The organism is Shinella sp. R2-11 (genome assembly GCF_055330205.1).
On record NZ_JBVAPC010000004.1, the window covers coordinates 457,779 to 479,268 of the forward strand.

The window sequence follows — 21,490 nt, forward strand, 5'->3', positions numbered from 1 at the left end:
GCAGCATGTTTCGTAGAGAGAGCTATACGCAGTGCCTTTACCCCAGGGCAGGCTAAACGGAAAAGATGCACCTGCAGATTTTCACTACCTGTTAACCATAAACTAACTCTTCGCCAATAGAGTGCCACCATGAGCGACGGCATGAAGAATAACGATATTTTTCAATATTTTACGAGCGATGCGCTCGTATATGCGAAATAACGTTGGACTTCATGCCCGCTTGCGAAATTCGAGAATCGCAGGCCCCATCATGGCAGAGGCAATGGCAATGGAACGCGAGGCGCTGGTGCCCCGCCCGAGACGGCGACTGGCCGGGCTTCTGCTCGCCGGCACCGTGCTCGCCGCCGTTCCTGCCGCCGCCCAGCAGGCGAACTCCCTCACGCCCTCCGCCCTTGAGGCGCTGGCGACGGGAACCACGGATCCTTCGACGGGAGCCGCGGAAAACCCCGACACGACCGACGCCACCACGACGGCCACGACGCCGCGCCCCGCCCTCAGCGACGAGGCGGTGGCCGCGCTTTCGGACGCCGGCGACCGCGACGGCATCGTCGAGCGGCGGGCCGAGCGGCTGAACCAGCGGGAAAACAGCCTCAGTGGGGTCCGCAACAGCCGGCTCGGCGATCCCTACGAGCCGATCGGCGTCCGCGTCGGCACGTTCATCCTGCGCCCCTCGATCACGCAGGGCATCGGCTTCGAGCGCACGAAGAGCGGCACCACCACGACGAGCCGCAGCTATTCCCAGACCGGCTTCCGCGGCTCGCTCACCTCCGACTGGTCGCGCCACCAGCTCACCATCGATGCCGAGGGCGTCTACCAGCGCAATATCAGCGGCACGGGGGAAACCGAGCCGCAGGCGCGGGTGAACGGCGACCTCCGGCTCGACCTCAGCGATAACACCATCGCCCATATCACCGGCGGCTATGCGTTCGAGCGCGAAAGCTCCACCGATCCGAATGCCGTCAGCGGCGCCAGCGCCCAGTCCGGCGTGCAGACGCTGACGGGCGGGGCCAGCGTCACGCGCGATTTCGGCCTGATCCGAGGCACGCTCGGCGCAGACGTCCAGCGGCGGATTTATGGTGCAGCAACCCTTGCGAACGGCAGTAAGGAAGACCATTCCGACCGCAACTACACCGAGGGCACGCTGACGGGCCGCATCGGCTACGAACTTTCACCGGCCCTGATCCCGTACCTCGAAGCCTCCGTCGGACGGGCAATCTACGACAAGAAACAGGACATATTACTGCAATACGACCGATCTGCTTCGATACTCGGCGCGCGGGCGGGCGTGGAAATCGATCTCGGGGAAAAGCTGCGCGGCGATCTCGGCGCCGGCTACAGGCGCGCCAAATTCGACGACAGCCGCCTCGCCGCCCTCGAAGGGCTCACCGTGGACGGCGCCGTCCAATGGTCGCCGCAGCGCGGCACCGACCTGAGGCTCGGCCTGCGCACGGATCTGGAGCCATCTTCCACGAGCGGCGAAAGCGGCTACGTCTCCTACGGCACGACAGCCGACCTGACGCATGAGCTGCGCGACAATCTCGTGGCGCGCCTCAGCGCGGCCTATACGCTGCGCGATTTCTCCACGTCGGGCACCGCCAACCAGAACATCTATCTGGTCGGCGCGGGCCTTACCTGGAACATCAACCGCTGGCTGGCGATGACCGGCGACGTCTCCTACGAGGTGACGCGCCAGTCGGGCGCCTCCGATACCGGCATCACGCGTGCCGGCATCGGCCTTGTCCTTCGCCGCTGATTACCTGAGGCCCGCGACGAGCTGCTTCAGCGGGCCCTCGACGGCCGGGCGGATATCCGCACGGGCGAGCGCGAAGGCGATATTGGCGAGGATGAAGCCATCCTTGGCGCCGCAGTCATAGGTCTCGCCGCGGAAATGATAGGCGGCGAACTTCTGGCTGTCGGCAAGCTTCACCATGGCGTCGGTAAGCTGGATCTCGTTGCCCGCGCCGCGCTCCTGCGTGGAAAGGATCGGGAAGATTTCCGGCTGGAGAATGTAGCGGCCGTTGATGAAGAAGTTGGAAGGCGCGGTGCCCTTCGCCGGCTTCTCGACCATCTGTGTGATGGCGAAGCCATCGCCGATCTTCTCGCCGACGCCGACGATGCCGTATTTGTGCGCCTGGTCGGGCGCGCATTCCTCGACGGCGATGACATTCGCGCCGCTCTCTTCGAAGAGCTCGACCATGCCCTTCATGCAGCCCTTCTCCGCCTTCATGATCATGTCGGGCAGGAGCAGGGCGAAGGGTTCGTTGCCAACCAGCTCGCGGGCGCACCAGACGGCATGGCCGAGGCCGAGCGGCTCCTGCTGGCGGGTGAAGCTGGTGGAGCCGGCAACCGGCAGGATGCTTTCGAGCAGCGTCAGCTCGGCCGTCTTGTTGCGCTGGCGCAGCGTCTGCTCCAGCTCGACCTGGATGTCGAAATAATCCTCGATGACCGCCTTGGAGCGGCCCGTCACGAAGATCAGGTGCTCGATGCCGGCATCCAGCGCCTCGTCGACGACATACTGGATCACGGGCTTGTCCACGACGGTCAGCATTTCCTTCGGAACGGCCTTGGTGGCCGGAAGGAAGCGGGTGCCGAGGCCCGCCACTGGAAAGACTGCTTTGCGAACCTTACGTGTCTGCGACATTATTCACCTCGTTGTGCCCACGTCCTCATGGCCTGGGCCTAGCCGAGCCCAATTAGAAGCCAATTGCTATTTTTTTACAAAGAGAGACGCGGCAAAAGTTTGATGGTAAAGAATTTGTTGACTTCGTTTTTATAAGTTTTGCGTTCAGCCGGTGGTTCCACGCCACCGTCCCGAAATTTAGGAAACGGACACGACAGCTGATGACACAGAATCTGAGAACCGTTCTGCGCCGATCCGCGCTCACCCTTCTTCTGTCGGCAGGGCTCCTCGCGCAGGCATCCATGGCCCGCGCGGCCGATCCCCGCTTCCAGAAATGGATTGCCGATTTCTATGCCACGGCGGCCGACGCCGGCATCAGCAAGGCGACCTACCAGAAGGCCTTTGCCGGCGTGAAGACGCCCGATCCCGACGTGATCCAGAAGGCGACCTACCAGCCTGAATTCACCAACAAGATCTGGGACTATCTCGATTCGCGCGTGAACCCCTACACGGTGAAGATCGGCCGCGAGATGGCGGCCAAGCACGGCCGCACGCTCGCCGCGCTGGAGCGGCATTTCGGCGTCGACCGCAACGTGCTGCTCGCCATCTGGTCGATGGAATCCAACTACGGCGCCGTGCTGAAGAAGGACGACCGGCTGCATTACGTGCCGCGCGCGCTGGCGACGCTTGCCTATGCCGATTCCAAGCGGGCGAACTATGCGCGCAAGCAGCTCATCGCCGCCCTCAAGATCATCCAGCGCGGCGACATCGACGCCGCCGACATGACCGGCTCCTGGGCCGGCGCCATGGGCCACACCCAGTTCATCCCGACGAGCTACCTGCTCTATGCGATCGACGCGGACGGCAACGGCCACCGCGACATCTGGAACTCCGTGCCGGACGCGCTGGCGACCGCCGCGAACCTGCTTGCCAAGAACGGCTGGCAGGCCGGCAAGACCTGGGGCTACGAGATCGTCGTGCCGCAGGGCGGCAACAAATATTCCGGCCAGACGAAGACGCTCGCCCAATGGGCCAAGCTCGGCTTCACGCGCCCGGGCGGCAACGGCTTCAAGAACGGCACCGACCGGGCCGAGCTCAAGCTGCCGGCGAACGGCGGGCCGGGCTTCCTGATGACCAAGAACTTCTTCGTCATCAAGCGCTACAACGCATCCGATTCCTACGCGATGGGCGTCGGCATGCTGGCCGACCAGATCGCCGGCTATGGCGGCGTCAAGCAGCGCTGGCCGCGCCCCGACGGCGCGCTCGACATCACGGAGAAATTCGAGCTCCAGACCCGCCTCAAGGAACTCGGCTATTACGAGGGCGAGGTCGACGGCAATTTCGGCTCCGGCTCCAAGGCCGCCATCCAGGCCTTCCAGAACCGCATGGGCCTTGCCGCCGACGGCGAGCCGAGCCAGCAGCTCCTGCGCGCGCTGCGCCGCTGACCGGGCGCGAACGCGGTTTCCCGACAGGCTGAGGGGCGCTGCGGCGCCCCTTTTCACTGGCGGGTGCTTCCGCTCGCCGCCGGCATTTGCCATCATGCCGCCACCGACCGGCCGCAGGATCGCGGCGAGAACGGAGCCTTCACGATGACAAGGATGACGACCACCCCGATTGTGCGCCTCGCCCTCGCGCTGGTGGCGGCCGTAAGCGTCGTCGTCACCTCCCTGCCCGCGGGCGCGCAGGAGCAGCGCCGCGAGCGCAAGACGATCCTCGAGCTTCTCTTCGGCACGCCGAAGCGCAAGGTCGTCGAGCCCGAGCCGCAGATCCAGAAGCCGCGCACCGTCATCCGCAAGAAGAAGCCGGCGCCAACGGTCGCGAAGAAGGCCGAGCCGCCGCCGGTCGAGAAGCTGCCCGACGCCAAGGTGGTGCTCGTCGTCGGCGACTTCATCGCCGGCAGCCTCGGCGACGGCCTCGACGCCGCCTTCGAGACGACACCGGGCATCCGCGTCGAGCGCCGCACCAACGGCTCCTCCGGCATCGTGCGCGAGGACTATTACAACTGGCCCGCCTCGCTTCCCGCCCTGATCGCGGAAACCCAGCCGGCCCTCATCGTCGTCAGCATGGGCGCCAACGACCGCCAGCAGATGGCGGTTGCCGACGAGAAGGAGAAGTTCCGCTCCGACGCCTGGACCAGGGAATACGAGGCGCGCGTCGCGCGCATCGCGGCGCTCGCCCGGCAGGACGGCAAGCCGCTGCTCTGGATGGGCATGCCGCCCTTCCAGTCCTCCGCGCTGACGGCGGACATGACGACGCTCAACAATCTCTATCGCGCGGGCGCGGAGAAGGCCGGCGGCGAGTTCGTCGACATCTGGGACGGCTTCGTCGACGAGGACGGCAAATTCGTCATTTCCGGCTCCGACATCAACGGCCAGCAGGTACGCCTGCGCGGCTCCGACGGCATCAACTTCACCAAGGCCGGCAAGCGCAAGCTCGCCTTCTACGTGGAAAAGGAAATCCGCCGCCTGCTCGGCGACGCCGCCGCCGACGGCCCGGGCCTGCAGGGCGATCTCAAGGATCTCGTCGTCGCGACGCCCCCGGCGGAAGACGCCGAGATCACCAAGACCCAGCCCATCAGCCTCGCCGATCCGGCGCTGGATGGCGGCACCGCCCTCCTCGGCGGCACGCCGATCAAGGGCACCGGCAAGAGCCTGCGCGACAAGCTGGTGGAAAAGGGCGAGACCGCCGATGCGCCGCTCGGCCGCGTGGACGATTTCCGGCTGGACAAGACGGCAACGCCGTAGGGAACAAAGTCCCCCTTCTGCCTGCCGGTAAGCGGGAGGCTTGCTCATCGTTCGAAATGAAATGCAGAGGATGCGGCACGTTAAGTCCCTCCCCCTTGCGGGGAGGGATTTAGGGAGGGGTCTTCCCGAGTAATGCCCCTGCTTCGCGGGGCCACCCCCTCTGCCTGCCGGCATCTCCCCCACAAGGGGGGAGAAAGCGGAAGGCGTGCTCATCGTTCAAAATGAAATGCAAAGGGCGCGGCACCGTAAGCCCTCCCCCTTGTGGGGAGGGGTTGGGGAGGGGTCTTCCCACCGCGGCAAGTCACGGCGCTCCGCAAATCTTGCAAAGCGGGCTGCTCCCGCCAAGCCCACCCACCTTTCTCTAGTCATGGTCGGGCTTGACCCGACCATCCATCCACATACGCAAAGGCGGCTATGGATCCTCGGGGCAAGCCCGAGGATGACGGAGGAGAGGTGCACGGGCTTGGCAGAAGCAGCCCTTGGAAGTCGCATGGAGCCCGAGAACGCATGAAGGCGCGCCGGCATGAAGGCGCGCCCTCTCAAATCCTGGCCCCTGTCGAACCTCACCGCGGCAGCGTGGTGGACCCCATCAGCGCCTCGTCGATGGCCCGCGCCGCCTGCCGGCCCTCGCGGATCGCCCAGACGACCAGCGACTGGCCGCGGCGCACGTCGCCGGCGGTCCAGAGCTTGTCGACCGAGGTCTTGTAGTCGCGGTCGTTAGCGACGACGTTCGAGGAACCGCGCTTGTCGGTGTTGATCGTCAGCCGGTCGCCGAGATCCTTCAGCACGCTGTCGGTGAAGGGGCCACGGAAGCCGATGGCGATGAAGGCGAGGTCCGCCTTGATGATGAACTCCGTGCCGGCGATCGGCTTGCGGCGGTCGTCCACCTGGCAGCACTTGACGCCCGTCAGCACACCGTCCTCGTCGCCGACGAATTCGAGCGTCCCGACCTGGAACTCGCGCACCGCGCCTTCGGCCTGCGAGGAGGAGGTGCGCATCTTCGTCGCCCAGAAGGGCCAGACGGCGAGCTTGTCTTCCTTTTCCGGCGGCTGCGGGCGGATGTCGAGCTGGGTGACCTTCACCGCGCCCTGGCGGAAGGCGGTGCCGACGCAGTCCGACGCGGTATCGCCGCCGCCGACGACGACGACATGCTTGCCGCCGGCAAGGATCGGATCGGACGGCCAGCCGACACTGTCGACATTCTCGCGGCCGACGCGGCGGTTCTGCTGCACGAGATAGGGCATGGCATCGTGCACGCCGGCAAAGTCGACGCCCGGAATGCCGGCATCGCGCGGCGTTTCCGAGCCGCCGCAATAGAGCACGGCATCGTGCTCGGCGAGCATCTCGTCCATCGGCTTGTCGACGCCGACATTGACGCCGTAATGGAAGGTGACGCCCTCGCCGCGCATCTGGTCGACGCGGCGGTCGATGAAGTTCTTCTCCATCTTGAAGTCCGGGATGCCGTAGCGCAGCAGGCCGCCGGCCTTGGATTCGCGCTCGTAGAGATGGACCTCGTGGCCGGCGCGGGCGAGTTGCTGGGCAGCCGCCATGCCGGAGGGGCCGGAGCCGATGACGGCGACCTTCTTGCCGGTCTTCACCGTCGCCGGCTGCGGCACGATGTAGCCCATCTCATAGGCCTTGTCGGCAATCGCCTGCTCGACGGTCTTGATGGAGACCGGGGTGTCCTCAAGGTTCAGCGTGCAGGCCTCCTCGCAGGGTGCCGGGCAGACGCGGCCGGTGAATTCCGGGAAGTTGTTGGTCGAGTGCAGGTTGCGGATCGCCTCTTCCCAATTGCCGTTGTAGACGAGGTCGTTCCAGTCCGGGATCTGGTTGTGCACCGGACACCCGGTCGGACCGTGGCAATAGGGAATGCCGCAGTCCATGCAGCGCGCGGCCTGCTTCTGCACTTCGGGGTCCGACATCGGGATGGTGAATTCGCGGAAATGGCGGATGCGGTCGGAGGCCGGCTGATACTTCATCACCTGCCGGTCGATTTCCATGAAACCAGTTACCTTGCCCATTGTGATATCCTGAATCTTATACTGTTTCAACGAGCGCTTCGGGCGCAAAAGGGAACACCGCGCGGCAGGCATTGACGGGGGGAAGCCCCTCATCCCGCTGCCGCGACCTTCTCCCCGCAAGCGGGGAGAAGGCAGATGTCGCACCGCCTTGCCACACATCCCTCCTCCCCGTTCACAGGGAGAAGGTGCCGGCAGGCGGATGAGGGGCTAAAGCTGCCTCACTCGGCAGCGACCCCCATCCTCATGCGCTCCATCTCTTCGAGCGCGCGGCGATACTCGACCGGCATCACCTTGCGGAATTTCGGACGATACTCGGCCCATTTGTCGAGGATCTCACGCGCCCGCGGCGAACCCGTATAGTGCAGGTGGTTCGAGACGAGCTGATAGAGACGCTCCTCGTCATGGCGCGTCATGTCGTCGGAGACATCAACCATGCCCTTGTGCATGAGGTCGCCACCGTGGTGGTGCAGCTTCTCCAGCATGTCGTCCTCTTCCGGCACCGGCTCCAGCTCGACCATCGCCATGTTACACCGGCGGGCGAAATCGCCGGCCTCGTCCAGCACATAGGCGACGCCCCCGGACATGCCGGCCGCGAAGTTGCGCCCCGTCTGGCCGATGACGACGACGACGCCGCCCGTCATGTATTCGCAGCCATGGTCGCCCACGCCCTCGACGACCGCGACGGCACCGGAATTGCGCACGGCGAAGCGTTCGCCGGCCACCCCGTTGAAGTAGCACTCGCCCGCGATCGCGCCGTAGAGCACGGTGTTGCCGACGATGATCGATTCATGCGGCACAGCGCGATTGTCTGCCGGCGGCCGCACGATGATGCGCCCGCCCGAAAGGCCCTTGCCGACATAGTCGTTGCCGGCGCCGACGAGATCGAAGGTGATGCCGCGGGCAAGGAAGGCACCGAAGGACTGGCCGGCCGTGCCGTTGAGCGTCACGGAGATCGTGTCGTCCTTCAGGCCCTTGAAGCCGTAGCGCTTGGCGACCTCGCCGGAGAGCATCGCCCCGGCCGAGCGGTCGACGTTCTTGATATCGACCGCGAAGGAAACGGGCGTCTTCTTTTCGAGCGCGGGCCTGGCTTCCTCGATCAGCTTGCGGTCGAGGATGTCATGGATCGGATGGTTCTGACGCTCGGTCCAGTAGGTCGCCTCCTTCGGCGCATCGACCTTGTGGAAGATGCGGGAGAAGTCGAGGCCGTTGGCCTTCCAGTGCGAGATCATCCTCTCCTTCTCCAGGAGTTCCGAGGCGCCGATGATCTCGTTCAGCGAGCGGACGCCGAGCGAGGCCAGGATTTCGCGCACCTCTTCGGCGACGAAAAAGAAGTAGTTGATGACATGCTCGGGCGTGCCCTTGAAGCGCTTGCGCAGAACCGGGTCCTGCGTCGCGACCCCCACCGGACAGGTGTTGAGGTGGCACTTGCGCATCATGATGCAGCCGGCCGCGATCAGCGGCGCGGTGGCAAAGCCGAACTCGTCCGCGCCGAGGAGCGCGCCGATCACGACGTCACGGCCGGTCTTCAGGCCGCCGTCGACCTGTAGCGCGATGCGCGAGCGCAGCTTGTTGAGCACCAGCGTCTGGTGCGTCTCGGCAAGGCCGATCTCCCACGGGGAGCCGGCATGCTTCAGCGAGGTGAGCGGCGAAGCGCCCGTGCCGCCGTCGAAGCCGGCAATGGTGATATGGTCCGCGCGCGCCTTGGCAACGCCGGCGGCGACCGTGCCGACGCCGACTTCCGAGACGAGCTTGACCGAGATATCGGCCTCCGGGTTGACGTTCTTCAGATCGTAGATGAGCTGCGCCAGATCCTCGATGGAATAGATATCGTGATGCGGCGGCGGCGAGATGAGGCCGACACCCGGCGTCGAGTGACGGGTCTTGGCGACCGTCGCATCCACCTTGTGGCCGGGAAGCTGGCCGCCCTCGCCGGGCTTGGCACCCTGCGCGACCTTGATCTGCAGCATATCCGCATTGACCAGATACTCGGTCGTCACGCCGAAGCGGCCGGACGCGATCTGCTTGATCGCCGAACGCTCGGGGTTGGAAGAGCCGTCCGGCAGCGGCAGGTAGCGGTCGGCTTCCTCGCCGCCCTCGCCGGTATTCGACTTGCCGCCGATCCGGTTCATGGCGACGGCGAGCGTCGTATGCGCCTCACGGCTGATCGAGCCGAAGGACATCGCCCCCGTCGAGAAGCGCTTGACGATGTCCACCGCCGGCTCGACCTCGTCGATGGAGATCGGCTTGCGGCCGAGCGCGTCCGCGCCCTTGATCGAGAAGAGGCCACGGATCGTGTTCATGCGCAGCGACGAGGCGTTCACCAGTTCGGCGAATTCCTTGTAGCGGTCGACCGCGTTGCCCCGCACCGCATGCTGGAGGGACGCGACGACGTCGGGCGTCCAGGCATGTTCCTCGCCGCGCATGCGATAGGCATATTCGCCGCCGATATCGAGCGTGTTGGCGAGCAGCGGATCGCGGCCGAAGGCGGCCTTGTGGCGGTTGAAGGTCTCCTTGGCGATCTCGTCGAGGCCGATGCCCTCGATGGTCGTCGCCGTGCCGAAGAAATACTTGTCCACCAGCTCGGACGAAAGCCCGATGGCGTCGAATATCTGCGCGCCGCAATAGGACTGGTAGGTCGAGATGCCCATCTTGGACATGACCTTCAGGATGCCCTTCCCGATGGCCTTGATGTAGCGATAGACGACCTCTTCCGCATCGACCTCCTTCGGAAACTCGCCGCGCTTGTGCATGTCGGTGAGCGTGTCGAAGGCGAGATACGGATTGATCGCTTCCGCGCCGTAGCCGGCGAGAAGGCAGAAATGGTGCACCTCGCGCGGCTCGCCGGTCTCCACGACGAGGCCGACCGAGGTGCGCAGCCCCTTGCGGATGAGGTGATGGTGCACGGCGGCGGTCGCCAAGAGCGCCGGGATCGCCACGCGGTCCGGCCCGATCTGGCGGTCGGAGAGCACGATGATGTTGTAGCCGGAGGTCACGGCCTGCTCGGCGCGCTCGCAGAGCCTGTCGAGCATTTCCGGCATGCCGTCCGCGCCGCGCGAGACGTCATAGGTGAAGTCCAGCGTCTTGGTGTCGAAGCGGTCCTCGACATGGCCGATGGAGCGGATCTTTTCGAGGTCCCCGTTGGTCAGGATCGGCTGGCGCACTTCCATGCGCTTGGCCTTCGCCGCGCCGCCATGGTCGAGGATGTTCGGGCGCGGGCCGATGAAGGAAACGAGGCTCATGACCAGTTCCTCGCGGATCGGGTCGATGGGCGGGTTCGTCACCTGCGCGAAGTTCTGCTTGAAATAGGTGTAGAGCAGCTTGGTCTTGTCGGACATGGCCGAGATCGGCGTGTCCGTGCCCATGGAGCCGATCGCCTCCTGCCCCGTCGTCGCCATCGGCGACATCAGCAGGCGGGTGTCCTCCTGGGTATAGCCGAAGGCCTGCTGGCGGTCGCGCAGCGACACGTCGCGGCGCAGCGCCCGCGGCTCGACCGGACCGAGGTCTTCCAGGATGATCTGCGTGTTGTCGAGCCAGTCGCGATAGGGGTGCTTGTCGGCGAGCGCGGACTTCACCTCCTCGTCGGAGATGATGCGGCCCTCTTCCATGTCGATGAGCAGCATCTTGCCCGGCTGCAGGCGCCACTTCCTGACGATGCTCTCTTCCTTGACCGGCAGCGTGCCGGCCTCGGAGGCGAGGATCACGCGGTCGTCGTCGGTGACGAGGTAGCGGGCGGGACGCAGGCCGTTGCGGTCGAGGGTCGCGCCGATCTGGCGGCCATCGGTGAAGGCGACGGCGGCGGGACCGTCCCACGGCTCCATCAGGGCGGCGTGGTATTCGTAGAACGCCTTGCGCTCGGGGCTCATGAGCTGGTTGCCGGCCCAGGCCTCGGGGATCAGCATCATCACGGCATGCGCCATGGAATAGCCGCCGCGCACCAGAAATTCGAGCGCGTTGTCGAAGCAGGCCGTATCCGACTGGCCCTCGTAGGAGATCGGCCAGAGCTTGGTGATGTCCTCGCCGAAGAGCGGCGAGGAGACGGAGGCCTGGCGGGCCGCCATCCAGTTGACGTTGCCGCGCAGCGTGTTGATCTCGCCGTTATGGGCGACCATCCGGTAGGGATGCGCCAGCTTCCACGACGGGAAGGTGTTGGTCGAGAAGCGCTGGTGCACGAGGGCGACGGCCGATTCGAAGCGCGGATCGGCGAGGTCCTTGTAATAGGCGCCCACCTGGTAGGCGAGGAACATGCCCTTGTAGACGATGGTCGTCGAGGAGAGCGAGACGGGGTAGAAGTTGCTCTCCTCGCCCTCGTATTCGTCATAGATGCGGTTGGAGATCACCTTGCGCAGGGTGAAGAGCCGGCGCTCGAACTCGTCGTTGGTCGCGGCCTCGCGGCCCGCGCCGACGAAGACCTGCACATGGCGCGGCTCGGTGGCGGCGATTTCGGGGGCCTTGGAGAGCGAGGAATTGTCGACCGGCACGTCGCGGAAGCCGATGAGGACCTGCCCCTCTTCGGCGACGACGTCGGCGATGACCGTCTTGAAATACTCGACCAGCTTTTCGTCCTGCGGCATGAAGATGTGGCCGACGGCATATTCGCCTGCCTTGGGCAGCGTAATGCCCTGCCTTGCCATCTCCTCGCGGAAGAAGCGGTCCGGTATCTGGACGAGAATGCCCGCACCGTCGCCCATCAGCGGATCCGCGCCGACGGCGCCGCGATGCGTCAGGTTCTCGAGCATGAAAAGCCCGTCCTTGACGATCTGGTGCGACTTCTTGCCTTTCAGATGCGCGACGAAGCCGACGCCGCAGGCATCGTGTTCGTTGCGCGGATCGTAGAGTCCTTGTTTTTTCGGCAGGCCCGGTGTGGAAGCGCGCGTCTTGGCGCCCGTCGCAGTGGTCTGCGCCCGGGTCTGCCGATAATCATGTGCTTGAGTCTTCACCACCATTGTCTCTCTCCGTGGGCCCGCATCGGCGGGCATTCGTTTCGCCCATGTGACGGCTGCCTGCCTTGGCATGCCGGAGCGCGGGCGTCTGCTGCGATGAACCCGATGCGACCGAAAGGGTGACGGCCGACCGGGCAAGGGGTCGTGGAGAACCGTCGGGGCGTCCGGGCATCGGGAAGTTCGCACTCCCGCCCGCGCCATTTTCGGCACCACACCGCAAGCGGCGGGGGCCTTGTCGGTCTCTAGACCGAAATAGGACAGCAAGCCTGTCCTATTTCATGGGCTCTATGCCAGAAACGCCCCCACCCCGCAAGGCCATCATGCCAAATAATCACCACATCATGAAGAAAAATTGCCCGCACATTCCGCCGCTTGAAATTAAATTACGGGCGCCCGGCGCTTTGTTTCCGTTCCTTTCATTTTCGAGGAAAACGGGACTTTGGGCCAAATCCGGCGATTGATCGCCGTTTTTTCTCCATTATGGTCCGCAAAAGCCCTCAACCGCATTGGAAACCGCATGTTTTTCGCTTCCGACAACTGGGCAGGCGCCCATCCCGACATCGCAGGAAGTCTCGTGGAGGCCGCCGGCGGCTTTGCCTCGGCCTATGGCACGAGCGACCTCGACAAGCGTGTGGAAAAGTCCTTTTCGGAGATTTTCGAGCGGGAGGTGGCCGTCTTCTTCGTGGGAACCGGCACCGCGGCGAACTCGCTGGCGCTCGCCAGCTTCAACCGGCCGGGCGGGCAGGTCTTCTGCCACCGCGAGGCGCATGTGAACGTCGACGAATGCAACGCGCCGGAATTCTTCGCGACCGGCTCGAAGCTCGTGCCCATCGACGGCCCCGCCGGCAAGCTTTCGCCCGAGGCGCTCGCCGCCGCCATCGGCCGCTTCCCGCCGAATTTCGTGCATGGCGGCCAGCCGATGGCCGTCACCATCACCCAGGCGACGGAAGCCGGCACCGCCTATACGCTGGACGAGATCGCCGCCCTTTCCGACGTGACGAAGAAGGCCGGCCTGCCGCTGCACATGGACGGCGCGCGCTTCGCCAATGCCCTCGTCCATCTCGGCGCGACACCGGCGGAAATGACCTGGAAGCGCGGCGTGGACATCCTCTCCTTCGGCGGTACCAAGAACGGCTGCTGGTGCGCCGAGGCGCTGGTTCTCTTCGATCCGGCCAGGGCCCAGCAGATGCATTTCCTGCGCAAGCGCTCGGCCCAGCTCTTCTCCAAGTCGCGCTTCATCGCCGCCCAGTTCGACGCCTATTTCCGCAATGACCTCTGGCTGAAGCTCGCCCGCCATTCCAATGCCATGGCAAGCCGCCTCGCCGAAGGTTTCGCCGCATCGGGCAAGGCCCGCCTCGCCTGGCCGACCGGCTCGAACGAACTCTTCGCCATCCTGCCCAACGAGGCCTTGAAGGCGCTCAGGGAGAAAGGCGCCACCTTCTACGACTGGCCGGCCGGCCCGGACCTGAAGGCGACGATGCGCGACGACGAAACCCTCATCCGCCTCGTCACCAGCTTCGCGGCGACGGAAGCAGACGTCGACAGCTTCCTGTCGGCGCTGTGATCGCGGAAGGGCGAGGCCCCTCATCCCGCTGCCGCGAGCTTCTTCCCGCAAGCGGGGAGAAGGTGGCCGGCAGGCCGGATGAGGGGCTTCGCCAACAAAAAAGGCGGTGCCTTGCGGCACCGCCCCCTTCATTCCCGAACGAAACGCTCAGTTGGTCTGCGCTTCGATCTGCTTGGCTTCGCGGCCGATGGCGGCGATCTCGATACGGCGGGGCTTGGCGGCTTCCGGGATCTCGCGAAGGAGATCGATGTGGAGGAGGCCGTTCTTCAGCGAAGCGGCGCGCACTTCCACGTGGTCGGCGAGCTGGAAGCGGCGCTCGAAGGCGCGCTTGGCGATGCCGCGGTAGAGATACTGGCTCTCATCGGACGCTTCGTCCTTCTTCTCGCCCTTGACGGTCAGCGCATGTTCACGCGCTTCGATCGACAGTTCGCTCTCGTCGAAACCGGCGACCGCCATGGTGATGCGATAGGTGTTTTCGCCGGTACGCTCGATATTGTAGGGCGGATAGCTCTGGCTCTGGTCCGGCTGGCCGAGGCTGTCGAGCATGGTGAAGAGACGGTCGAAACCGACGGTGGAACGGTAGAGGGGGGAGAAATCGACGTGACGCATGGTGTCCTCCTTCAGAGCAACGGTTGCGGTCTTCAAGAAGGCTGCCCTGATTTCCGAAGGGTCAGCCCGGTTCATCCGGCCTCCGCCCCATTCTGGCGACGGCAGCCTCGACGGACCCTTTCGGCGCCCGTGAGGATGAGATGGGAATGGCTTCCGGCCCGTTCAAGAGGTTCGCGGCGCGTGAAAATCGGCGGTTTCGAAAAAATTTCGAGATGAACGCCAAATGAACGGCGGTTTCGGATAGCGTTCAGCTTGACCTTGCTAGAACGGCAGCATCGGAAGCGAATACTTTCGACGACCGGGGTGTAACGTCCCTTCCTCCCCGGTTAAATTATGCCGGACTGCATGTGTTGCCACCCCCGTGCCGCATGCGTCCGGCTTTTTTCTTTGACGGCGCGGGAGCCAGCGCCTATCCATCGAACAAGCAAATCGTCGCCGAGACAGCCCGCCCGATGGATTCCATCCTTTACGCCACCGCCGACAATCCCGTCCCGGAAAACCATTTCGCCGGCCTCCTGGAAGGCCGGGGCGGCGTGAAGCTGCGCTACGCGGTGTTCCGCTCGGAGGAGCGCGAGGCCAGGGGAACCGTCGTGCTGCTGCAGGGCCGCAGCGAGTGCATCGAGAAATATTTCGAAACCATCAACGACCTGACCGCGCGCGGCCTGTGGGTCGCCACCTTCGACTGGCGCGGCCAGGCCGGCTCCGGCCGGCTCATTCCCGGCAATCGCGCCGGCCACGTCACCCGCTTCGCCGAATACGAGGCCGATCTCTCGCTCTTCCTGGAAAAGATCGTGCTGCCGGACGCGCGCCTGCCCTTCTACATCGTCGCCCATTCCACCGGGGCGCTCGTCGCCCTGTCGATGGCGCCGGAGCTGGAAAACCGCATCGAGCGCATGGTGCTCATCGCGCCCTTCATCGCGCTCGCCGGCCAGTCGATGAGCCAGCGCCAGATCGCCGTCATCGCGCGGCTGGCCTCGCTGACCGGCCTTGGCAAGCGCACCTTCCGCAAGGGCGATCCCTCGCTGGAATTCGAACATAACGTCGTGACCTCCGATGCGCGGCGCTTCGCCCGCAACGCCGCCATCTATGCCGAGCATCCCGAGCTTGGGATCAGCTGGCCGACCGCGCGCTGGCTGAACGAGGCGCTGAAGACCATGGGCCGCGTGACGCATCAGGATCACCTGACGCGCATCCGCATTCCCACGCTGCTGCTTTGCCCGACGGCCGATCCGCTCGTGCCGCGCAAGGCCGTTGGCGATCTCGCGCGCATCTTCCGCGCCGCCCGGCTCATCGAGATCGACGGCGCGCGCCACGAACTGCTGCAGGAGGCCGATCGCTACCGCGCCCAGGCGCTGGCCGCGATCGAAGCCTTCATTCCGGGAAGCGACGCCGAGGAAACCAGCCTCGGCGCCTAGAGCATTTCCGCTTTTCTCCGAATCGCGAAAACGCTCTAACTCTTTAACGCAATTCCGGACGCAAAACCGCTGCGCACTTTTGCTGGAACTGCTCTAAAACACCTCAGGCCCTGAGAAGCGCCATCGCCTCGTCATAGACCTTGCGGCTGCCGGCGGCGATGATCTCGCCGCCCATTTCCGCCGGGCCGCCGTCCCAGGCGGTAATGATGCCGCCCGCCTGCTCGATGACCGGGATGAGGCCGCCGACATCGTAGGGCTTCAGCCCGCATTCGACGACGAGGTCGATATGGCCGGCGGCCAGCAGCGCATAGGCATAGCAGTCGACGCCGTAGCGGAAGAGCCGCACCTTGTCCTGCACGGCCTCGAAGCGGGTCTTGCGGCTCTCGGTGAAGAGATGCGGCGACGTCGTGAACATGATCGCATCCGCAAGGCTTTCACACGAACGCGTCGACAGCACCTTGCTGCCGTCCGGCCCGGCATAGCGGGAGACCTCGCCATCGGCAAAGTAGCGCTCGCCGGTGAAGGGCTGGTCGACGAGGCCCATCACCGCTTCGCCGTTGCGGTAAAGGCCGATCAGCGTGCCCCAGACCGGAACGCCGGAAATGAAGGCGCGCGTGCCGTCGATCGGGTCGATCACCCAGACATATTCCCGGTCGAGGCCGACCGAGCCGTGCTCCTCGCCGAGAATGCCGTGGCCGGGAAACTGCTCCTCGATGATGGCACGGATGGCCGCCTCGGCGGCGCGGTCGCCCTCCGTCACCGGATCGAAGCCGGCGGCCTCCTTGTTGACGACATCGGCGCCGACGCGGAAGCGCGGCAGGGTTTCCTTCCTTGCGGCATCGGCAAGGCGGTCGAAGAAGGCGCGATCAGGCAGCATGGGGATCTCTCGGCGGGAGTGGCATAGCGTTCCTCCATACTGCATCGATGGGGAAAACGGAACCGCAGAGAGGCAGGCGGCCATTCGCGGCGCCGCTTGACATTTGTGCAGTGCAATATTACCTTTTCCTCACAGTCATCCGTGACTGTGAATACCCACTCTTGGGTGTTTCCTCCCTAGACTTTAACCGCGCAGCCTGCGCGGTTTTTTTTGGAAGGAAAGGCCGGCTTATTCGGCGGCGAGCGCCCGGTCCGCGGCATATTCCTCCACATGGTCGGAAAAGTCCTGTAGGAAGGCGGAGATCGCCGTCTGCAGCACCGCGAAATCGGGCCTCTTGGCGAGCGTCGTCTCGTCGACATAGAGGCCGCGGTTCACCTCGATCTGCAGGGCGTGCAGCCCCTTGGCCGGCCGGCCGTAATGCTCGGTGATGAAGCCGCCGGCATAGGGCTTGTTGCGCACGACGGAAAAGCCCATGTCCTCGAGAAGCCGCATGGCGACGCGCGAAAGCTCGCCCGAGGCGCTGGTGCCGTAGCGGTCGCCGATGATGAAATCCGGCCGCATGCCGCTGCCCGCGACGCGGATATTGCCGGGCATCGAATGGCAGTCGATGAGCACCGCGAAGCCGAAGGCCACGTGGGTGCGCACCACGAGCCGGCGCAGGCACGCATGATAGGGCTTGTAGACGTTCTCCACCCGGTCCAGCGCCTCTTCCACGGGAAAGCGGTGGCGGTAGATTTCCATGTTCTCCGCCACGACCCGCGGCACCGTGCCGAGCCCGCCCGCGACGCGGATGGAATTGATGTTGGCATAGGACGGCAGCGGCCCGTCGAACATGCGCGGATCGAGTTCGTAGGGCTCGCGGTTGACGTCGAGCCAGGCGCGCGGGAAATGCGCGATCAGCATCGGCGCGCCGAGCGCGGGGGCAACCGAGAAGAGCTCGTCGACATAATGGTCTTCCGAGCGGCGGATGCCGAGCGCGTCGAGGCGCGACTGTTCGACAAAGCCCTGTGGATAACGGCGCCCGCTATGCGGCGAATTGAAGACGAGGGGCACGCTCTGCGAAACCGGCTCCAGCACTTCGAAGTGGCTGTTTTCGCTCAGAGCCTCCGCCATTGCCGTCCTTTACCATGCCTGAAAGTCATTGCCGCGCCCATGTTGCCAGCCGCGTGCGCGCGTGTCCATACTGAGAACCGGCGGCCTTGGGCTTGCCCTGCCACATTCACCGGATATTTACCGGAATGAGATTTCGTAACAGCACCGCCCCTCCGTGGGCAGACAACCTTAGCAACGGTTCCCGGATTCCATGACACCCAAGATTCTCCTCGCCGAAGACGATAACGACATGCGCCGCTTCCTCGTGAAGGCGCTCGAAAAGGCGGGCTACCAGGTGCTGTCCTACGACAACGGCGCCAGTGCATATGACCGGCTGCGCGAAGAACCCTTCTCGCTGCTGCTCACCGACATCGTGATGCCCGAGATGGACGGCATCGAGCTGGCGCGCCGCGCCACCGAGCTCGACCCCGACCTCAAGGTCATGTTCATCACCGGTTTTGCCGCCGTGGCGCTGAACCCGGATTCCAAGGCTCCGAAGGACGCAAAAGTCCTTTCCAAACCGTTCCACCTGCGCGATCTCGTCGACGAGGTCAACAAGATGCTGGCCGCCTAAGGCCCGGAAAAGACCGCAGAAACGGCGCGCAAAAAAAGCTTCGAAAAGCCTATTGACGCCGCCGGATGTTTTGTGGTCTATGCGCCTCATCGAATGGGCGTGTAGCTCAGCGGGAGAGCACTACGTTGACATCGTAGGGGTCACAGGTTCAATCCCTGTCACGCCCACCATTCGATACCCAAAGGCCTTTCGGGAAACCGGAAGGCCTTTTGCTTTTCCGGTCCCGCGAACGGCCGAAACGTCGAATCGGCCCTCCCCTCCGCTGTGGATATGCCGCCGTCCCGGCGAGATTCGCCACGCGTCTTTCCCAAGAATCATGGCCTTGGCTTCAGGCGGGTTTTCCGGCCCGTCCGCCCTCTTCCGGTACCCTTTCGGCCGCCGCGCGGAAATACACATATGCCGTGCAGGAAAGAGTTGACGGCTCGCCTTGTTTTGGGATCAAATGACGGCCGGTTCAAGTAGCGCACAGGGGCGAAAACCGGTGTCAAGCCGGTGAAATTCCATCCGAATTGCGGAAAATGCCGGCGTGCGGCGCATCATCCCGCCCGCCCGATTACCCTGGGAAACCGTAAAGTGTTTATTCCCGGGCTAAGCTTGCGACCGTCCGCCCCGCTCCCAAAGATAGCGCACCCCGTTGGAGGACGGGCATTGGACAGTCGATGTGATGGGAGGATCCATGAGCGACGCATCCAGCATACAGCCGGTGGACGAGAAGCTGCCCGTGGGCAGGCTCGCGACGCTGGGCATTCAACACGTACTCGTCATGTATGGCGGCGCCGTCGCGGTTCCGCTCATCGTCGGCCGCGCCCTGCAGCTCAGCCCGCAGGACGTCGCCTTCCTGATTTCCGCCGACCTCTTCGTCTGCGGCCTCGTCACCATCATCCAGTCACTCGGCGTCACGCGCCATGTCGGCATCAAGATGCCGGTCATGATGGGCGTCACCTTCGCTTCGGTCGGTCCCATGGTCTCCATGGCGACCCTTGCCCCCGGAACGGAAGGGGCGCGCATGATCTTCGGCGCCATCATCGGCGCGGGCTTCGTGGCGTTCCTGCTCGCCCCGATCATGGGGCGGCTGCTGCGCTTCTTCCCGCCGGTCGTGACCGGCACCATCATCCTCGTCATCGGCGTGTCGCTGATGCGCGTCGGGATCAACTGGACCTTCGGCAATCCCTTCGGCCCCACCGCGCCCAAGGTGGTCGACCCCAGCCATGCCGAATGGTTGGCGCAGATGAAGAAGCTCGCCGAGACGGGCGGCCCGGCAATTCCGGACGGGCTTTCGCTCGCGCCGACGGTTTCCAACCCCTTCTACGCGGAACCGAGCCATATCGCGCTTTCGGCCCTCGTGCTCGTCTCCATCCTGGTCATCGCCCGCTTCGGCCGCGGCCTCATCAGCAACATCGCGGTCCTCAGCGGCGTGGTCATCGGCTGCGTGGTCGCCGCCGTGCTCGGCATGATGCATTTCGACCGCGTGGCCGATGCCGGCTGGTTCGCCGTCGTCACTCCGCTGCGCTTCGGCATGCCGATCTTCGATCCCATCCTGATCGCCACCATGACGCTCGTGATGATCGTGGTCATGATCGAATCCACCGGCATGTTCCTCGCCCTTGGCGAGATCACCGGCAGGACCGTGTCGCAGCAGACCCTGACGGCCGGCCTTCGCGTCGACGGCATCGGCACGATGATCGGCGGCCTCTTCAACACCTTCCCCTATACGAGCTTCTCGCAGAATGTCGGCCTCGTCGGCGTGACGGGCGTGAAGAGCCGCTATGTCTGCGTTGCGGCGGGCGTGATCATGATCGTGCTCGGCCTCATCCCGAAGATGGGCGCACTGGTGGAAGCCGTGCCGACCTTCGTCCTCGGCGGCGCGGGCCTGGTGATGTTCGGCATGGTCGCGGCGACGGGCGTGCGCATCCTCGCCACGGTCGACTTCAAGACCTCGCGCAACAACCTCTTCGTGGTTGCCGTGTCGGTCGGCTTCGGCCTCATCCCGCTGCTGGCGCCGAACTACCTGATGTGGATGCCGCATGCGATCCACCCGATCATCGAATCGGGCATCGTGCTCGCTTCCATCGCGGCCGTCATCCTGAACGCCTTCTTCAACGGCGTCCGGTTCGAGCAGTCCGCCGCTATCGACGCGGCCCGCCTCGCCGACAGCCACTGAAGGCGTAAGACCTCACAAACGAAAGCCGGCCCGTTCACCACGGGCCGGCTTTTCTTTGAGTAGATACCTCGTCGATCAGTTCAGCGGAACGCGAACGCCGCCGGTTTCCGCCGGGCGGGCATAGGTCGTGTTGTCGGCCGCCGTGGTGCTGCAACCGGCAAGCGCCAGAACCGCCAGCGCGGCAACGATGAAACCCGTGATGGGGCGCATTGTTCTCTCCTTTGTGACGTACCCCTATCACATAGGGGCTCGCAGCGATTCCGTCCACCGCGGCGCAAAACGAAAAGCCCGGCACGAAGCAGGGCTTTCGTGTTTCACCACTCGGCGACGCTGCCGTCCTCGTGACGCCAGATCGGGTTGCGCCAGCGATGGCCTTCCTTGGCCCGCTCGACGACATAGGCCTCGTCCACCTCCACGCCGAGGCCCGGCCCCTGCGGGATCGACACGAAACCGTCCGCATAGTGGAACACCTCCTTGTTGGAGATGTAGTCGAGGATGTCGTTGCCCTTGTTGTAGTGGATGCCGAGGCTCTGCTCCTGGATGAAGGCATTGTAGGAGACGGCATCCACCTGCAGGCAGGCGGCCAGCGCGATCGGGCCCAGCGGGCAATGCGGCGCCAGCGCCACGTCGTAGGCTTCCGCCATCGCCGCGATCTTGCGGCATTCCGTGATGCCCCCGGCATGCGAAAGGTCCGGCTGGAGGATGTCGACATAGCCGTCCGAGAGGACCGACTTGAAGTCCCAGCGCGAGAACAGCCGCTCCCCGAGCGCGATCGGCGTCGAGCAATGGTTGGCGATCTCCTTCAGCGCCTCGCGGTTCTCCGACAGCACCGGCTCCTCGATGAACATCAGGTTGTAGGGCTGGAGTTCCTTG

Annotated in this window: 15 protein-coding genes and 1 tRNA gene; 8 read left to right on the forward strand and 8 right to left on the reverse strand. The window is 64.8% G+C overall.

The window, feature by feature from the left end:
* Positions 1-262: 262 nt before the first annotated feature.
* Entirely contained in the window at positions 263-1,753 is a 1,491-nt protein-coding gene (locus ACZ1A1_RS14110) for an outer membrane beta-barrel protein (RefSeq protein ID WP_463620402.1), read from the forward strand.
* Here ACZ1A1_RS14110 and galU read toward each other — a convergent pair whose 3' ends face one another.
* A complete protein-coding gene (gene galU, locus ACZ1A1_RS14115; RefSeq protein ID WP_313196458.1) occupies positions 1,754-2,641 on the reverse strand; it encodes a UTP--glucose-1-phosphate uridylyltransferase GalU in 888 nt (295 codons plus the stop codon).
* 200 nt (positions 2,642-2,841) lie between these two features.
* Here galU and ACZ1A1_RS14120 point away from each other — a divergent pair, with 200 nt between their 5' ends.
* Together ACZ1A1_RS14120 and ACZ1A1_RS14125 are read left to right on the forward strand one after the other, a co-directional pair.
* A complete protein-coding gene (locus tag ACZ1A1_RS14120; RefSeq protein WP_313196457.1) occupies positions 2,842-4,065 on the forward strand; it encodes a lytic murein transglycosylase in 1,224 nt (407 codons plus the stop codon).
* Between the two features lie 144 nt (positions 4,066-4,209).
* Complete coding sequence (locus tag ACZ1A1_RS14125) at positions 4,210-5,364, forward strand: SGNH/GDSL hydrolase family protein (protein WP_463620403.1); 1,155 nt, start codon at positions 4,210-4,212, stop codon at positions 5,362-5,364.
* Positions 5,365-5,927: 563 nt separating this feature from the next.
* Here the strand turns inward: ACZ1A1_RS14125 and ACZ1A1_RS14130 are convergent.
* Together ACZ1A1_RS14130 and gltB are read right to left on the reverse strand one after the other, a co-directional pair.
* Positions 5,928-7,385, reverse strand: coding sequence for a glutamate synthase subunit beta (locus ACZ1A1_RS14130; protein WP_203316076.1), 1,458 nt, complete (start codon positions 7,383-7,385; stop codon positions 5,928-5,930).
* Positions 7,386-7,603: 218 nt separating this feature from the next.
* Positions 7,604-12,328 (reverse strand): glutamate synthase large subunit, encoded by a 4,725-nt coding sequence (gene gltB, locus ACZ1A1_RS14135; protein ID WP_463620404.1) that lies wholly within the window; start codon positions 12,326-12,328, stop codon positions 7,604-7,606.
* A gap of 514 nt (positions 12,329-12,842) precedes the next feature.
* Between gltB and ACZ1A1_RS14140 the strand changes: the two genes are divergently transcribed.
* Positions 12,843-13,889 (forward strand): threonine aldolase family protein, encoded by a 1,047-nt coding sequence (locus ACZ1A1_RS14140; protein ID WP_463620405.1) that lies wholly within the window; start codon positions 12,843-12,845, stop codon positions 13,887-13,889.
* Between the two features lie 147 nt (positions 13,890-14,036).
* Here ACZ1A1_RS14140 and ACZ1A1_RS14145 read toward each other — a convergent pair whose 3' ends face one another.
* Positions 14,037-14,498: an Hsp20 family protein gene (locus tag ACZ1A1_RS14145; RefSeq protein WP_313196452.1), complete on the reverse strand. Its 462-nt coding sequence runs from the start codon at positions 14,496-14,498 to the stop codon at positions 14,037-14,039.
* A 452-nt stretch (positions 14,499-14,950) separates the two neighbouring features.
* Between ACZ1A1_RS14145 and ACZ1A1_RS14150 the strand changes: the two genes are divergently transcribed.
* Positions 14,951-15,913: an alpha/beta fold hydrolase gene (locus ACZ1A1_RS14150; protein ID WP_463620406.1), complete on the forward strand. Its 963-nt coding sequence runs from the start codon at positions 14,951-14,953 to the stop codon at positions 15,911-15,913.
* 103 nt (positions 15,914-16,016) lie between these two features.
* On the opposite strand, the gene hisN is transcribed toward ACZ1A1_RS14150, so the two are convergent.
* Entirely contained in the window at positions 16,017-16,790 is a 774-nt protein-coding gene (gene hisN / locus ACZ1A1_RS14155; protein ID WP_463620407.1) for a histidinol-phosphatase, read from the reverse strand.
* A gap of 228 nt (positions 16,791-17,018) precedes the next feature.
* A complete protein-coding gene (locus ACZ1A1_RS14160) occupies positions 17,019-17,903 on the reverse strand; it encodes an N-formylglutamate amidohydrolase (RefSeq protein WP_313196449.1) in 885 nt (294 codons plus the stop codon).
* Between the two features lie 190 nt (positions 17,904-18,093).
* On the opposite strand from ACZ1A1_RS14160, the gene cpdR1 reads away from it, so the two are divergent.
* From cpdR1 to ACZ1A1_RS14175, 3 genes are all read left to right on the forward strand, one after another.
* A complete protein-coding gene (cpdR1, locus tag ACZ1A1_RS14165; RefSeq protein WP_069061148.1) occupies positions 18,094-18,456 on the forward strand; it encodes a response regulator CpdR1 in 363 nt (120 codons plus the stop codon).
* Between the two features lie 95 nt (positions 18,457-18,551).
* Positions 18,552-18,626, forward strand: a tRNA-Val gene (locus ACZ1A1_RS14170).
* 506 nt (positions 18,627-19,132) lie between these two features.
* Entirely contained in the window at positions 19,133-20,617 is a 1,485-nt protein-coding gene (locus ACZ1A1_RS14175) for a nucleobase:cation symporter-2 family protein (protein ID WP_463620408.1), read from the forward strand.
* Between the two features lie 75 nt (positions 20,618-20,692).
* Here the strand turns inward: ACZ1A1_RS14175 and ACZ1A1_RS14180 are convergent, their stop codons facing one another.
* A complete protein-coding gene (locus tag ACZ1A1_RS14180) occupies positions 20,693-20,827 on the reverse strand; it encodes a lipoprotein (protein ID WP_162911367.1) in 135 nt (44 codons plus the stop codon).
* A 104-nt stretch (positions 20,828-20,931) separates the two neighbouring features.
* Positions 20,932-21,490: galactonate dehydratase (gene dgoD / locus ACZ1A1_RS14185; protein WP_463619547.1), on the reverse strand; the 559-nt coding region annotated here is incomplete at its 5' end.

Coding starts and splice junctions, on each gene's coding strand:
- ACZ1A1_RS14180 (WP_162911367.1), bottom strand. CDS start 20,827: ATGCGCCCCATCACGGGTTTCATCGTTGCCGCGCTGGCGGTTCTGGCG.
- galU (WP_313196458.1), bottom strand. CDS start 2,641: ATGTCGCAGACACGTAAGGTTCGCAAAGCAGTCTTTCCAGTGGCGGGC.
- ACZ1A1_RS14120 (WP_313196457.1), top strand. CDS start 2,842: ATGACACAGAATCTGAGAACCGTTCTGCGCCGATCCGCGCTCACCCTT.
- ACZ1A1_RS14145 (WP_313196452.1), bottom strand. CDS start 14,498: ATGCGTCACGTCGATTTCTCCCCCCTCTACCGTTCCACCGTCGGTTTC.
- ACZ1A1_RS14175 (WP_463620408.1), top strand. CDS start 19,133: ATGAGCGACGCATCCAGCATACAGCCGGTGGACGAGAAGCTGCCCGTG.
- cpdR1 (WP_069061148.1), top strand. CDS start 18,094: ATGACACCCAAGATTCTCCTCGCCGAAGACGATAACGACATGCGCCGC.
- ACZ1A1_RS14110 (WP_463620402.1), top strand. CDS start 263: ATGGCAATGGAACGCGAGGCGCTGGTGCCCCGCCCGAGACGGCGACTG.
- ACZ1A1_RS14160 (WP_313196449.1), bottom strand. CDS start 17,903: ATGGCGGAGGCTCTGAGCGAAAACAGCCACTTCGAAGTGCTGGAGCCG.
- gltB (WP_463620404.1), bottom strand. CDS start 12,328: ATGGTGGTGAAGACTCAAGCACATGATTATCGGCAGACCCGGGCGCAG.
- ACZ1A1_RS14140 (WP_463620405.1), top strand. CDS start 12,843: ATGTTTTTCGCTTCCGACAACTGGGCAGGCGCCCATCCCGACATCGCA.
- hisN (WP_463620407.1), bottom strand. CDS start 16,790: ATGCTGCCTGATCGCGCCTTCTTCGACCGCCTTGCCGATGCCGCAAGG.
- ACZ1A1_RS14130 (WP_203316076.1), bottom strand. CDS start 7,385: ATGGGCAAGGTAACTGGTTTCATGGAAATCGACCGGCAGGTGATGAAG.
- ACZ1A1_RS14150 (WP_463620406.1), top strand. CDS start 14,951: ATGGATTCCATCCTTTACGCCACCGCCGACAATCCCGTCCCGGAAAAC.
- ACZ1A1_RS14125 (WP_463620403.1), top strand. CDS start 4,210: ATGACAAGGATGACGACCACCCCGATTGTGCGCCTCGCCCTCGCGCTG.